Here is a 14,687-nt window from a genome sequence, read left to right as displayed (position 1 = left end):
CGGCAAGTGTGCAGCAGCTTCGCGGTTCAGGCCGTCTTCCTGGCGACGCCGGCCATGCCTTCGATGATCTGCTGGGCGCGCGGCCACAGGGTGTTGTTGAACTGCTCGCGGAAGAACCCGAAATGGCCGATGCGCCTGACTTGGAGGTCGGCCGGCGCGATGCGCTCAAAACTGCGCGGCGCGTTGGTATAGAGGTTGATGAGGTTTTGCGTGCCGCGCCAGGTCATCAGTTCGTCATCGGCGATGGACAGCGCCGTGACCGGGAAGCTGACCTTGCCGTAACTCAGGCGCGCGCTTTCGCCCTCGGCGCCCACGCTGTACTGCGGGTTCAAACACCACTTGCGCCACTGCATCATCACGCCGGCCGGCAGGTCGCCGACCTTGCGCAGCGTGCGCCCCGGGAAATAACCAAAGAGCCGCGTCGCCAGCGGCACCAGCACGTACCAGAAGTACAAAATCATGCGCCGCAGCTGCGGCGCGTTGTCGCGCCAGTAGCCACTGCCCGCCGCGATGCTGACCAGGCCATTGATCTTGTCCTGGTTCTTCAAAAAACCCGGCAGCTGCGCGCCCAGGCTATGGCCCAGCAGGTACAGCGGCGCATCCGGCAAAGCCGCCTTGGCAGCATCGACCACGGCCTCATAGTCGCCGGCCCAATCCAGCAGGTCGGCCTTGAAACCGCGCAGGCTGCCCTTGGCCGAGTCCGGCAGCGAATCCCCCGAGCCGCGGTAATCAAAGGTCGTGACCCGAAAACCCTGGCTCGACAGCCACTGCGCAAACGGTGCGTAGTAGTTCTGCCGCACCCCCATGGCCCCGCCAATCACCACACTGGTGTGCGCCGCCAGGGTCGCGTCGTAAACCCGCAGCGAGAGCTGCGCCGTGCCGGTGTCGAGAGTCTGGATTTGCATGTAGCCTCCAAAAAGTTGATCGCCATCACTGTCGCCACTGACTCAACCACTACGGACTCAACCACCACGGCCTCAAAGGCGTAGCGAGCGGGATGCAGTGCGAGGCGCGGGCGCCCGAAGAAAACCGGAGCGACCTTCAGGGTCGTGAGGATTTTCTTTGGGCTGCAACGACGCAATGCGCCCGCGCAGTAGCCCTAAACGCGCTCGAAGATGCCGGCGGCGCCTTGTCCCATCCCTACGCACATCGTGACCATTCCGTATTTAAGTTGATGCCGATGCAGCGCATGAATCACCGTAGCAGCCCGGATCGCACCCGTAGCCCCCAGCGGATGGCCCAGCGCAATTGCGCCACCCATGCGGTTGACCTTGGAGGCGTCCAGCTTGAGCGTGTTGATCACGGCCAGCGACTGCGCGGCAAAGGCCTCGTTCAGTTCAAACCAGTCGATGTCTTCCTGCTTGAGGCCGGCATAACGCAGGGCGGCGGGAATCGCCTCAATGGGGCCAATGCCCATGATCTCGGGCGGAACGCCCTTGGCGGCATAGCTCACAAAACGCGCGAGCGGCTTGAGGCCGAATTGTTTAACCGCTTTTTCGCTGGCCAGCACCAGCGCGCCCGCGCCGTCAGAGGTCTGCGAGCTGTTGCCGGCGGTGACCGAACCGCGCGCGGCAAACACCGTCTTGAGCTTGGCCAGGCCCTCAAGCGAGGTGTCGGGGCGCGGGCCCTCGTCCAGGCTCACGGTGCGCGTCTTGGCGACCACCTCGCCGGTTTCCAGGTTGGCCGTGCGGTCGGTCACTTCGACCGGCGTGATCTCATTGCTGAACTCGCCGGCCTGCTGGGCCTTGATGGCCTTGAGATGCGACTCGAGCGCGAACTGGTCCTGCGCCTCGCGCGAGACCTTCCACTGCTGGGCCACCTTCTCGGCCGTCAGGCCCATGCCGTAGGCGATGCCGACGTTTTCGTCGTTCATGAACATGCTGGGCGACAGCGAGGGCGAGTTGCCCGACATGGGCACCATGCTCATGCTCTCGGTGCCGGCGGCGACCATCACGTCGGCCTCGCCCACACGGATGCGGTCGGCCGCCATCTGGATGGCCGACAGGCCGGAGGCGCAGAAGCGATTCACGGTGATGCCGCCCACGCTGGTCGGCAGGCCGGCCAGCACCGCGCCTATGCGCGCCACGTTCAGGCCCTGCGGGCCTTCGGGAATCGCGCAGCCGCAAATAATGTCTTCAATTGCCTTCGGGTCCAGCGACGGCACTTGCGCCAGCGCGGCCTGCAGCGCCTTGACCAGCAGGTCGTCGGGCCGCGTGTTGCGGAAATAGCCCCTGTGCGAGCGCCCGATGGGCGTGCGCGTGGCGGCGACGATGTAGGCTTCCTGGACTTGTTTGCTCATGATGTTCCTTTGCTATTTTCTTGCTCCCTCTCCCGCTTGCGGGAGAGGGCGGGGGTGAGGGTCTCGGCTGTTTGCAGTATCTTTTCCAGTACAGCCTCTGTCTTGCTCAAAACGTCGTTGTTCCAGAACCGTAAGGTTTGAAAACCCAGGGCGGCCATGTCACTGCCGCGTTTCTCGTCATGGCTGCCAGCGGCTTCCTCTGCGTGCTGGCCGCCATCCAGTTCAATGACCAAACCTATCTCAATACATGCGAAATCGGCGAAATAAGGGCCTATTGGATGCTGGCGCCGAAACTTCAGGTCCTTGAGTTGCCGGCTTCTCAGCTTCGACCACAGCAGGGCCTCCGCATCGGTTTGTCCCTGGCGCAGGGAACGGGAACGCACCCTCACCCCCGCCCTCTCCCGCTCGCGGGAGAGGGAGCCAGACACAAAGGCCTCCCGCTCTTGCTCCCTCTCCCGCGGGCGGGAGAGGGTTGGGGTGAGGGTGTCGACCGTCTTCATGCGCAGGCTTACTTCCGCGGGCCGGAGGGAATCCAGGCCCAGACAAATTCGCATTCCACCGGGTTCACGCCGGCTTCATCGGTCACGGTGACCGGCACGGTGACCTCACCCTTGTCGCTGGCCTGCATGGCCGCGCGCTGCGCATCGCTCAGCGTGGCCACGGCGCGCAGGGCGCCGGTGGCGCGCTTTTTGAACGCCATCTTCAGTTCTTTGGCCAACGGGATGCAGTCGTCGCGCACATTCATGCCCACCACCATGCCGGTGGCGGTTTCCGCCAGCAGGTTCATGGCCGAGGCATGCACGCCGCCGATGTGGTTCTGCACCTTTTTCTCGTTTTTGATGCCGATCTCGACGCGGCCCGTCCCCATCTCGAGGAAGTCCAGGCCGGCGGTGCCGGTGAAGGGCACTGCGCGGCGCAGCACCACGCTGCGAAACCAGGAGCGGGCAAAGACTGGCACGTCATCGAGCCGCTGCAGTTGCCGCGCCAGGCGGTTGGGGGTATGGACAGGTATGGTCATAGAGGTAACTTGTTCGTGGTTGAGAAAGCGTAGCGAGGAGCCATCAGGCTAGGCGCGGGCGCCCGAAGAAAACCGGAGCGACCTTGAAGGTCGTGAGGATTTTCTTGGGGCTGCAACGACGCATGGTGGCTCCGCAGTAGCTTTATCAATTGCGAACCGGTTTGCCGGTGCTCATCATTCCCATGATCCGTTCCTGGGTCTTGGGGTGTTCGAGCAGCGAGCAGAATGCCTGGCGTTCCAGCGTCATCAAATACTCTTCCGTCACCAGCGTGCCGGCATCGACATCCCCACCGCAGACCACACCCGCGATCAGGCCGGCGATGTGGAAGTCGTGGGCGCTGATGAAGCCGCCGTCGCGCATGTTGACGAGCTGGCCCTTGATGGTGGCCCAGCCGTTGCGGCCCACCACGGGGAACTGGCGCTTGTGCGGCGCGCGGTAGCCCGAGTTGAACAGCGCGCGCGCCTCATTGAGCGCGACGAAAAGCAGTTCGTCCTTGTTCGGCACGATCACGTCGCTGTCGAGCAAATAACCGATTTTGCGGCTTTCAATCGCGCTGGTGCCGACCTTGGCCATGGCCGCGGCCGTGAAGCCTTCGGTCAGGAAAGGCAGGATGTCCTTGTTGGTCGAGGTGCCGGCGTTCTCCGCGGCGCGGCGGGCGATATAGGTCAGGCCGCCGGCGCCGGGCACCAGGCCCACGCCGACTTCGACCAGGCCGATGTAGCTTTCCATCGCGGCCACACGCTTGGCCGAGTAGACCGCCATTTCGCAGCCGCCGCCCAGCGCAATGCCGCGAATAGCCGACACCACAGGCACGGCCGCGTAGCGCAGCTTGAGCATCACGTTCTGCAGTTCGGCTTCCGCGCCTTCAATCGCCTTGGCGCCGCCCATCATGAAGGCGGGCAGCATGGCTTGCAGGTCGGCGCCGGCCGAGAACATCTCGTCGTTGGACCAGATGACCATGCCCTTGTAGCTTTTCTCGGCCAGGTCCACGCCCATGGCCAGGCCTTCGGCCACGTCGGGGCTGATGGCGTGCATCTTGGTCTTGATGCTGGCGATCAGCACGTCGTCGTTCGCGCCGCCCAGCGTCCAGAGGCGGATCGCGTCGTCTTCATGCAAGGTGGTGCCGGCCGTTTCAAACGCGGGCGCCTTCGAGCCCAGCACGTCTTCCGGGAAGAACTGGCGCTCGTACACCGGCAGCTTGCGGCGCGGGATGAATTTTTTCGCTGAGGCGCTCCACGAGCCCTGCTCGGTGTGCACACCGCCGGCTTCGGCGACCGGGCCCTTGAACACCCACTCGGGCAGCGGCGCCTTGGACAGCGCCTTGCCGGCGTCAATGTCTTCCTGGATCCAGGTCGCGACCTGCTTCCAGCCGGCCTGCTGCCAGAGTTCGAACGGGCCCTGCTTGGAACCAAAACCCCAGCGCATCGCGAAGTCGATGTCGCGCGCGGTTTCGGCGATGCTTTCGAGGTGCACGGCGGCATAGTGGAACTGGTCGCGCAGGATGGCCCAGAGGAAGCGCGCTTCAGCGCCCTCGGCTTCGCGCAAAAGCTTCAGGCGCTCGCCCGCGGGCTTTTTGAGCATGCGGCCCACGACCTCATTGGCCTTGGCGCCGGCCGGAACGTATTCCATGCTTTCCGGGTCCAGGCGCAGGATGTCGCGTCCCTGTTTTTTGTAGAAGCCGGCGCCGGTCTTCTGGCCCAGGCTTTTTGATTCCAGCAGCTTGGCCAGCACGGGCGGTGTGCCGTAGATGTCGGCAAACGGGTCCTCCACCTTGCCGGGGCCAAGGTTGTCCTGCAGCGTCTTGATGACGTGGGCCATGGTGTCCAGGCCCACCACGTCGGCGGTGCGGAAGGTGCCTGAGCTCGCGCGGCCCAGCTTCTTGCCGGTCAGGTCGTCGACCACGTCATACGTGAGCTTGAAGGCATCGGCCTCCTTGATGGTGGCCAGCATGCTGGCGATGCCGACGCGGTTGGCGATGAAGTTGGGTGTGTCGTGGGCGCGTATCACGCCCTTGCCCAGCGCGCTGGTGACGAAGGCTTCCAGGTCGTCCAGCACCTTGGGTTCGGTGGTCGGCGTGTTGATCAACTCAACCAGCGTCATATAGCGCGGCGGGTTGAAGAAGTGGATGCCGCAGAAACGCGGCTTGATGGATTCGGGCAGCGCCTCGCTGAGCTTGGTGATGGACAGGCCCGAGGTGTTGCTGGCCACGATGGCGCCCTCGGCGATGAAGGGCGCGATCTTGTGGTACAGGTCGGTCTTCCAGTCCATGCGCTCGGCGATGGCCTCGATGACGAGGTCGCATTCGCGCAACAGCTCCATGTTTTCTTCATAGTTGGCCTGCTGGATCAGCGCCGCGTCTTCGGGCACGCCCAGCGGGGCCGGCTTGAGCTTCTTGAGGCCTTCGACCGCCTTGATGACGATGCCGTTCTTCGGGCCTTCCTTGGCGGGCAGGTCGAACAGGATCACCGGCACCTTGACGTTGACCAGGTGGGCGGCGATCTGCGCGCCCATGACGCCGGCGCCGAGCACGGCGACTTTTTTGACTTGGAATCGTGACATTGTTTCGTTCCTTATGGGTTGCTTATCTTGTATCGAATCTCTTCCCAATCCCAGGCAAGTGACAGCGTGGAACCGGCTTCGCCGGGCCACAGCTGTCGCCCCTGCAAGGGGGGATGTGGCTACACGCAGTGAGCCGCAGGCGGGGTGTTCAATCAGTTAGTTAATTCTTGTCCAGGTCTGGGTGCGGCCAAAAGGCCCGATGGATCCGCGGACTTCCATCTTCTTGCCACTCTCGATGGGTGTCATCTTGAGGGTGTAGCTTTTGCCATTCTCGGGATCGAGGATCTTGCCGCCTTCCCAAACGTCGCCGTCGGGCGACTTCTTGGCACCGCGAATGATTTCAAGGCCCAGGCGCGGCTTGTCCTTGCGGTCATCCGTGCATTCGGTACAGATGTCGTCAGGCTTGACGCCGGGAGACAGGCGCTTTTCGACCTTGCCGTTCAGCACACCACCGGTTTCCGCGATGCGGACTTCGAATTTTGGCTCGCCGGTCTTTTCGTCAAAGCCGCGCCACAAGCCGACCGGCGTGTTCTGGGCAAGGGCGGGGATAGCGACAAGACTCAAGGCGATGATCAGCAATTTGCGTTTCATGGTGTCTCCCGTTGATCTGTAAAAAAGCTCAAGCCAGTGCTTCGTCGGTTTCCATCAAGGGCTTGCTGCCGGCGCGCGCCGTGCGCATCAGCGTGGCGGTTTCGGGGAACAGCTTGGCGAAATAAAAGCGCGCGGTCTGCAGCTTGGCCACGTAGAACTTGTCGGTGTTGCCCGCGGCGATCTCGCGCAGCGCGGTTTGGGCCATGAGTGCCCAGAAGTAGCCGAACACCAGGTGGCCGGCCACGCGCAGGTAGTCGACGGCGGCAGCGCCCACTTCGTCGGGGTTCTGGAAGCCCTTGAAGCCCAGCTCGGTGGTGAACTTGGTCATCTGGTCGGCCAGGTAGGCCAGCGGGTTGATGAACTCGGCCATCTTCTCGTTGACGCCTTCCTCGGCGATCAGCGCGCCAATCACCTTGCCGAATTTCTTCAGCGTGGCGCCGTTGTTCCCCAGCACCTTGCGGCCCAGCAGGTCCAGCGACTGGATGGTGTTGGTGCCTTCGTAAATCATGTTGATGCGGTTGTCACGCACGAACTGCTCCATGCCCCATTCCTTGATGAAGCCGTGGCCGCCGAAGACCTGCATGCAGGCGTTGGTGGAAATGTGGCCGTTGTCGGTCAGGAAGGCTTTGACGATGGGCGTGAGCAAGGCGACGATTTCGCCGGAATCCTTGCGCACCTTCTCGTCAGGGTGGTGCAGTTCCTTGTCGAGCAGCAGCGTGCAGTAGATGGCCAGCGCCCGGCCGCCTTCGGCGTAGGCCTTGGCCGTCAGCAGCATCTTGCGCACGTCGGGGTGCACGATGATGGGGTCGGCGGGCTTGTCCTTGGCCTTGACGCCGGACAGCGAACGCATCTGGATGCGGTCCTTGGCATAGGCCAGCGCGTTCTGGAAGGCCACTTCGGTCAGCCCCAGCGACTGGTTGCCTACGCCCAGGCGGGCGGCATTCATCATCACGAACATCGCGGCCAGGCCCTTGTTGGGCGCGCCCACCATGGTGCCGACGGCGTCTTCGAGCACCATCTGCGCGGTGGCGTTGCCGTGGATGCCCATCTTGTGCTCCAGGCCGCCGCAGTAGATGCCGTTACGAGAACCGAGGGCGCCGTCCTTGCCGATGTTGAACTTGGGCACGGCGAACAGGCTGATGCCCTTGCTGCCCTGGGGCGCGTCCGGCAGGCGGGCCAGCACCAGGTGCACGATGTTGGCGGCCATGTCGTGCTCACCGGCGCTGATGAAGATCTTGTTGCCGGTCAGGCGGTAAGTGCCGTCGGGCTGCGGTTCGGCCTTGGTGCGCAAGAGGCCCAGGTCGGTGCCGCAATGCGGCTCGGTCAGGCACATGGTGCCCGTCCATTCGCCGCTGGTGAGCTTGGGCAGGTAGAGCTTTTTCTGCTCGTCGGTGCCGTGGGCATGCAGGGCCTCGTAAGCGCCGTGCGAGAGGCCCGGGTACATGGTCCAGGCCTGGTTGGCCGAGTTCAGCATTTCATAGAGGCACTGGTTCAGCACAAAAGGCAGGCCCTGGCCGCCGTATTCGGGGTCGCAGCTCAGCGCGGCCCAGCCGCCCTCGACGTACTGCGCATAGGCTTCCTTGAAACCTTTGGGCGGCGTGACTTCATGCGTGGTCTTGTCGAGCTTGCAGCCCTCTTCGTCGCCGCTGATGTTCAGCGGAAAGGTCACTTCGGCGGCGAACTTGCCGGCTTCCTCGAGCACCGCGTTGATGGTCTCGACGTCGACGTCCGCGTGCTTGGGGATGGCCTTGAATTCATCGGTGACCTTGAGCACTTCGTGCATGACGAATTGCATGTCGCGCAGGGGCGGGCTGTACTGTGGCATGGGGGTGGGTCCTTTAGCGTTAAACCGGTTTGGAAGGGGAGGCTTTGCCCGAAGCTTTTTTGGGCGAAGCGGAGGAGGTGGAAGGGGTGGAAGGGGTGGAAGGCGCGGCGGCGTCAGCGCCGTAACGCCCCAGGATGTTGGCAAAGCCCGTGTTGGCGCGGTCCATGGAGCCCGGCGTCTTCAGGAAGCGCGCCTCGTAATGCAGCGCCAGGATCAGGCCGTGGATTTCAAAAGCCATCTGGTGTTCGTCGGCGTCGGGCCGCAGGTGGCCGGCCTCCTTGGCCTGCACCACGGCGCGGTACATGGCGGCCAGCCAGGTGCGCACCGAACCCGCGAGCGCATCGCGCACCGGGCCCGGCCTGTCGTCAAATTCAACGGCGCCGCTGATGTACAGGCAGCCCGAATCGATCTCGAGCGAGGTGCGCTTCATCCAGTTGTGAAACAGCGCCGCCAGGCGCGGCAGGCCGCGTGGCTGCTGCAGGGCCGGGAAGAAGACTTCCTCTTCAAAACGCACGTGGTATTCACGGATCACGGAGATCTGCAGCTCCTCGCGCGAGCCGAAATGGGCGAACACGCCGGACTTGCTCATGCGCATGACCTCGGCCAGCGCGCCTATGCTCAGGCCCTCGAGCCCGATCTGCGTCGCCAGGCCCAGGGCCGCATCCACAATGGCCGCCTTGGTCTGCTGGCCTTTTTGCTGGCTTTTGGCCATGGCGCTGCCCAGGGCGGGGGCGCGGGAGGCTTTGGCGGGGAGTTCTGTGACGGGCATGGGGTGCTACAAAATAAAACGAACGGTCGTTCTATTTTGCAACACTTTGATGACCATCGGCAAGCAGGGGTTGTTGGGTGCCTGCTTATAGGGACCCAGTTCTAACCCCGGCGCGGGTAAACCCTTGGCTGTATTAGAGGTTTTTTGCGCCCCTGGAGCGGAAGGCTTTGCACAAGCGACCTCCCCTGCCGCTTATTTCAAACTTTGTACCAAACATTGTCCGGGCGCAGGCAAAGCAGCCCGGGCGGCCCTGCCACGGCCGGAATAATCCACGGCAAATTCCGATCCACTCAAAAAAACAGAGGGCAGGGAGCCAAGATGGAACACAACATTCACAGAGGCCTCGCGGCCATGGTCCTGCTGGCAACGCTAGTCTGGAGCCAGGCCCAGGCCGACACCCAGACGCGCAGCAGCAGCTTTGAATACGACGCCATCGGCCTGCTGGTCAAAGAAGTGGTCGAACCCGACAGGCCCAACGACTGCCTGCAGACCAGCTACAGCTACGACGCCTACGGCAACAAAACCGGCGTTACGACATCTGCCTGCGCTGGTGCCACCGGCTACGCGATTGCCAGCGCCACTACTCCGCGCAGCGCCAGCAGCAGCTACGGTAGCGACGGCCGCTTCCCCTTGAGCAGCAGCAACGTCCTGGGCCATAGCGAAACCAAGGCCTACGACCCTCGCTTTGGTGCCCCATCGAGCTTGACCGGCCCCAATGGCCTGACTACCCGATGGGAATACGACGACTTCGGTCGCAAAGCCAAAGAAACCCGTGCCGACGGCACCTACACCAGTTGGGCTTACAAACTCTGCACCGAAGCCGGCACCAGCTGCCCCGGCCCGATAGGCGGCGCGGTGACCAAGTGGGTCGCCATCGAACAAAGCTACGCGGCCAATGCGGTCGCCAGCACCCCCGAGAAGCGCAGCTACTACGACACCCTGGGTCGCGTCGTGCGCAGCCAGACGGCAGGCTTTGACGGCGCAGGTGCTGCGCCTGTCCTGGTGCAGGACACCGAATACGATGCCCTGGGCCGTGTTTCGCGAAAATCCAATGTCTACAAGCTGGTAGGCGGAACCGCCTACTGGGCCCGCTATACCTACGATGTCCTGGGCCGCGTCACGCGTGAAGAGTCGCCCGACTCCGATGCCACAGGCGGCATTGCCGTCACCACCTTTAGCTACAGCGGCCTGACCACGGTCACGACCAACAGCAAGGGCCAGACCAAAACCAGCATCAAGAATGCCCAAGGCCAGGTCGCCCAGGTGGCCGACACCCAGGGCAACACGGTCATCTACAGCTACGACGCGCTTGGGCAGCTGCTGAGAACCAACGCCGCCGGCTCCATCACCACCATGGCCTACAACCAGCGCGGGCAAAAAACCAGCATGGCCGACCCCGCCATGGGCGCCTGGGAGTATCGCTACAACGCCTTTGGTGAACTGGTCTGGCAGCGCGACAGCCTGGGCCAGGCCGTCACCATGGCCTACGACACCTTGGGCCGCGTGGTCCAGCGCACCGAGCCCGACCTGGTCAGCCAGTGGAGTTATGACAAAAAGTTTGATGGCACAGCCTGCGGCAAAGGTGTCGGCAAGCTCTGCGAAGCCAAGGCCGACAACGGCTACAAACGTGTACATACCTACGATGCATTGGGCCGGCCCAGCAGCACCTCCACCGCGCTCGACAACCCGGCGACCCCGGCAATCGTCAGCATCGCCTACGACGCCGTCACCGGCCGCATGGCCAGCAAGACCTGGCCCACCGGCTACCAAGCCCGCTATGTCTACAGCGCGAGTGGCTATCTCAAGCAGGTCAACGGCGGCGGCACCGGCGGCTTTACCCAGACCGTGAGTTATGAAGTGCTGGCCATGGATGCCCAAGGCCATATCACCCAGTACAAACAAGGCAACCAGGTCACCACCGTCAAGGCCTACAACGAGGCCAACGGTCGGCTCAGTGGGCAGACTGCCACCAAAGCGGGGCAGGCCACCGCCAATGTGCTGAACCAGAGCTATACCTATGACTCCCTGGGCAACCTGACGACCCGCGCCGACAACTCACCCGGTGTCGGCACCCAGGAGAGCTTCAGCTATGACAGCCTGAACCGGCTGACCTTGAACACCCTGCTGGGCGGGGCGGTCAGCCCACCGACCACCACCCAGGTCATGTATGACGCCCGGGGCAACATCACTTACAAGAGCGACGTAGGCCGCTATTGGTATGACGGCGCACGTCCCAACCGCATGACCAATATCACGCTGGAGACGGCGCCGGGTGCGCAGATCGCGCTGACCGGCACACGCCAGCTGGTTTATGCCTTTGACGACTACAAGCCAGGCGCCCAGACGGTCAATGGCACGCCCTTGGGTAACGGCAACCTTGAATACACGGTAAGCCTGGACGCGGTGAACGGGCGACACACGTACAGGGGAGAGGTTTACACCAGCTTCAACATGCCGTCCACCATCACCTTCGGCAGCCTGCTCGGCACCACGGCGGGTAGCGCGGCCGGGCCGGTGGACAGGAAGCTGGCATTTGTCTATGGCCCCGAGCACCAGCGCATCAAACAAGTGGTCACGGGCGGACCGAATCCGGGCACGACCTGGTACCTCAATGGCGAAGACAGCCTGGGCCTGAGCTACGAGAAGGAACAGCTCGCCAGCGGCATTACCGAGAACAAACATTACGTCAGTGCCGGCGGGGTGGCATTTGCCTTGTTTGTGAACCGCACGGGAGCACTCGGTTCAACACCGGCTACCAGCACCCGTTACTTCCACAACGATCACCTGGGCAGCGTGGTCGCGATCAGTGATGAAACGGGCACAGCCGTCGAGCGCATGGCCTTTGACCCCTGGGGCAAGCGGCGATTTGTGAATGGCAGACCGGACGTGCTGGATTCCATTGTGGGATTCAACACCGACCGAGGCTACACCATGCATGAGCACCTCGATGAGATGGGGGTGATCCACATGAATGGGCGCATTTATGACCCATTGGTTGGCAGGTTTATGAGTTCAGACCCCTTCATCGACAACGCCAGTGATTTGCAGAACTACAACCGCTATGCCTATGTTCGCAACAACCCTTTGCGCCTGGTTGATCCCAGTGGCTACGGCTGGTTGAGCAGCACTTTGGGGGGAATGTTCAAGGCATTCAATGCATTCTCAGTCTTCCCTTCCACCCGGAACATGTTCAATCTCGTCGCAGCGCAACCGGGGCAAAAGCAGGTCGACCGGTATGTGATGAACAACCCGGTGCTCTACGCTGCCGGACAGATCGCGGCAACGGCTTTCACTGCCATTTGCGGCGGTTGCGGCGGAGCGATCTGGTCTTCGTACTACGCTTACCAAAGCACTGGGTCCGTAACTGCGGCTTATAGAGCAGGGGCTACTACCTACGCAACGACCATGTTATTTACCGCGGCAGGCACTGTAGGGGAAGCGGATTCATTTGCACGGTACGCTGCACACGCTGGTGCAGGATGTGCCAGTGCTGCCATGGGTGGCGGCAATTGCGGCGCCGGTGCTGCAAGCGCGGTATTCGGCAAGTTCGCGACTAACAACATCAATGTTGGAGGCGATGTAGCCAATGGAGTGGCTACGGCGATCAGTGGCGGCGTGGGCGCCATGATTGCCGGCGGGAAGTTTGAGAATGGAGCGGTTACTGCGGCATTTGGGTATCTCTTTAACTACTGCTTGACTTACGGGTGTACTCCCACAGAGCATGGTGGAATGCGAGGACGGGATGGGTATGGGTCCGGCGCATATGGTGTTAGTCGAGACGGCGGGGCACGAACACATCAGGGGATGGATTTCGTAGCGTTCCCTGGAGAAGAAATACTTTCACCGATTGGTGGTGTGGTGCGTCGAGTGCTCTATCCCTATGCAACGGACACACGCCTGACGGGAGTTGAAATTACAAATGAGGCTGGACAAAGCGCAAAGATTTTCTATATTTCGCCCTATCCAGTCGCGATTGGAATGCGGGTCGAACCCGGTGACGCGATAGGACGAGCTCAGAATCTCGGCATAAAGTACAACGGCACAATGACTAATCACGTCCATGTGGAAATACGAAATGCGGGCCAAGTAGTTGACCCGTTCTATTTCATGAAAGACGGAAGATGAAATCGATATGCAAGTGGACCGCTTGGAGCGCGCTCTTTTTTCTTTCGGCCAACGCGTCTGGTCAAGCGCGAGAGTTCTTTTGTTCCAAGTCAATGAGTGAAATGGCTCCTGAATATCCACAGCTGGTATGCAGGGGCAACGAATACCTGGAACGCGGCAAGCCAAAAGCGGCCCTGGAACTCTATGAAAAAGCGGCTGCACTGGATTTTTTTGAAAGCCCCAACTTTTTAATCTACTGGCGGATTGCAAATGCTCAATGCCAGGCAGGCCAGAAAGACAGGGCTCAGAAGACGGCGAGAGAATTCGATTCGATGCTTAACATCTACATTGGCATCTCAAACTGCCCTTCGGAAATACGAGCTGAAGATTCTTTGTCTATTAGAACTATGTGCCCGGTGGCATTTTCACCAGAGACATATGCAAATGAAGCAGGGATGGCTGTTCGAAAAAGAACGGTTCTTGCGTACCGGGAGCGGCTGGCAAAGCTTGAAGTCAAGTGCCGGTAACGGGATGATTCGGACTGATTCGGGAACCGGATCAGATGCTGGGCATGGCCTTTAGCGTCAAACAAATAGGTTCGCACGCACCCGCGAACCCATCACCGCCATGGCCGGGCCCAGGCTTACAGCCCAGGCCCTGGACGCCATCAGAGCTTGAATGGGATTACGGTCTGGTGCTGCTCACCCAAACCCTCGATCCCCAGCGACATGGTGTCGCCCTTTTTCAGGAAGACCGGCGGCTTCATGCCCAGGCCGACGCCGGGCGGGGTGCCGGTGGTGATCACGTCGCCGGGTTCCAGGGTCATGAACTGGCTCACGTAGCTGATGATTTTGGCGACGCTGAAGATCATGGTCTTGGTGCTGCCGTTCTGCACGCGCTTGCCGTTGACTTCCAGCCACATCGACAGCTTCTGCGGATTCGGCACTTCGTCGCGCGTGACCAGCCAGGGGCCCAGGGGGCCGAAGGTGTCGCAGCCTTTGCCCTTGTCCCAGGTGCCGCCGCGCTCGATCTGGAACTCGCGTTCGCTGACGTCGTTGATGGTGCAGTAGCCGGCCACGTGGTCCAGCGCGGCTTTTTGCGAAACGTAGCGGGCCTGCTTGCCGATGATCACGCCGAGCTCGACTTCCCAGTCGGTCTTGACCGAGTTCTTGGGCAGCATGATGGGGTCGTTGGGGCCCTGGATGCAGCTGGTGGCTTTCATGAAGACGACGGGCTCGGCCGGAATCGGCAAGCCCGATTCGGCGGCGTGGTCGGCGTAGTTCAGGCCGATAGCGATGAACTTGCGCGTGCCGGTGACCGGGCTGCCGTAGCGCGGCGAGCCCTTGACCAGCGGCAGCTTGTCGGTCTTGAGCTTGGCGAGCTTGGCCAGCGCGGCGTCGCCGAGCTGCTCGGGGCCTATGTCCTTGATGATGCCGCTCAGGTCGCGCAGCTTGCCATTGGCATCGATGAGGCCGGGCTTTTCCTTGCCGGGGTTGCCATAACGAACGAGTTTCATGGTTT

At 62.1% G+C, this 14,687-nt stretch carries 11 protein-coding genes; 2 read left to right on the top strand and 9 right to left on the bottom strand.

The window, feature by feature from the left end:
* Positions 1–26: 26 nt before the first annotated feature.
* From ACSQ27_RS15205 to ACSQ27_RS15170, 8 genes are all read right to left on the bottom strand, one after another.
* On the bottom strand, positions 27–905 hold the full coding sequence (locus ACSQ27_RS15205) for an alpha/beta hydrolase family protein (RefSeq protein WP_436156343.1): 879 nt from the start codon (positions 903–905) through the stop codon (positions 27–29).
* 194 nt (positions 906–1,099) lie between these two features.
* Positions 1,100–2,299 (bottom strand): acetyl-CoA C-acyltransferase, encoded by a 1,200-nt coding sequence (locus ACSQ27_RS15200; protein WP_436156342.1) that lies wholly within the window; start codon positions 2,297–2,299, stop codon positions 1,100–1,102.
* Positions 2,296–2,799, bottom strand: a complete 504-nt coding sequence (locus ACSQ27_RS15195; RefSeq protein WP_436156341.1) for an endonuclease domain-containing protein — start codon at positions 2,797–2,799, stop codon at positions 2,296–2,298. The genes ACSQ27_RS15200 and ACSQ27_RS15195 overlap by 4 nt, the downstream gene beginning before the upstream one ends.
* A gap of 8 nt (positions 2,800–2,807) precedes the next feature.
* The gene (locus tag ACSQ27_RS15190; RefSeq protein WP_436156340.1) at positions 2,808–3,317 is read right to left on the bottom strand and encodes a DUF4442 domain-containing protein; all 510 of its coding nucleotides are present in this window, start codon (positions 3,315–3,317) and stop codon (positions 2,808–2,810) included.
* A gap of 145 nt (positions 3,318–3,462) precedes the next feature.
* Positions 3,463–5,877 carry a 3-hydroxyacyl-CoA dehydrogenase/enoyl-CoA hydratase family protein gene (locus tag ACSQ27_RS15185; RefSeq protein ID WP_436156339.1) on the bottom strand — a complete coding sequence of 805 codons (2,415 nt, stop codon included), beginning with the start codon at positions 5,875–5,877 and terminating at the stop codon, positions 3,463–3,465.
* Between the two features lie 156 nt (positions 5,878–6,033).
* Entirely contained in the window at positions 6,034–6,468 is a 435-nt protein-coding gene (locus ACSQ27_RS15180) for a DUF2147 domain-containing protein (RefSeq protein WP_436156338.1), read from the bottom strand.
* Positions 6,469–6,496: 28 nt separating this feature from the next.
* On the bottom strand, positions 6,497–8,293 hold the full coding sequence (locus ACSQ27_RS15175; protein WP_436156337.1) for an acyl-CoA dehydrogenase C-terminal domain-containing protein: 1,797 nt from the start codon (positions 8,291–8,293) through the stop codon (positions 6,497–6,499).
* A gap of 19 nt (positions 8,294–8,312) precedes the next feature.
* Positions 8,313–9,062 (bottom strand): TetR/AcrR family transcriptional regulator, encoded by a 750-nt coding sequence (locus tag ACSQ27_RS15170; protein WP_436156336.1) that lies wholly within the window; start codon positions 9,060–9,062, stop codon positions 8,313–8,315.
* Between the two features lie 318 nt (positions 9,063–9,380).
* Here ACSQ27_RS15170 and ACSQ27_RS15165 point away from each other — a divergent pair, with 318 nt between their 5' ends.
* Positions 9,381–13,187 (top strand): RHS repeat-associated core domain-containing protein, encoded by a 3,807-nt coding sequence (locus ACSQ27_RS15165; RefSeq protein ID WP_436156335.1) that lies wholly within the window; start codon positions 9,381–9,383, stop codon positions 13,185–13,187.
* The gene (locus ACSQ27_RS15160) at positions 13,184–13,693 is read left to right on the top strand and encodes a hypothetical protein (protein WP_436156334.1); all 510 of its coding nucleotides are present in this window, start codon (positions 13,184–13,186) and stop codon (positions 13,691–13,693) included. Before ACSQ27_RS15165 ends, ACSQ27_RS15160 begins: the two co-directional genes overlap by 4 nt.
* A gap of 140 nt (positions 13,694–13,833) precedes the next feature.
* On the opposite strand, the gene ACSQ27_RS15155 is transcribed toward ACSQ27_RS15160, so the two are convergent.
* Positions 13,834–14,682 carry a fumarylacetoacetate hydrolase family protein gene (locus ACSQ27_RS15155; protein WP_436156333.1) on the bottom strand — a complete coding sequence of 283 codons (849 nt, stop codon included), beginning with the start codon at positions 14,680–14,682 and terminating at the stop codon, positions 13,834–13,836.
* Positions 14,683–14,687 lie beyond the last annotated feature (5 nt).

The sequence above is a fragment of the Polaromonas sp. LjRoot131 genome (genome assembly GCF_964252805.1).
GTDB lineage: Bacteria > Pseudomonadota > Gammaproteobacteria > Burkholderiales > Burkholderiaceae_C > Polaromonas.
Note: the sequence above shows the minus strand (reverse complement) of the source record. Positions and strands in the feature narration are given on the sequence as shown.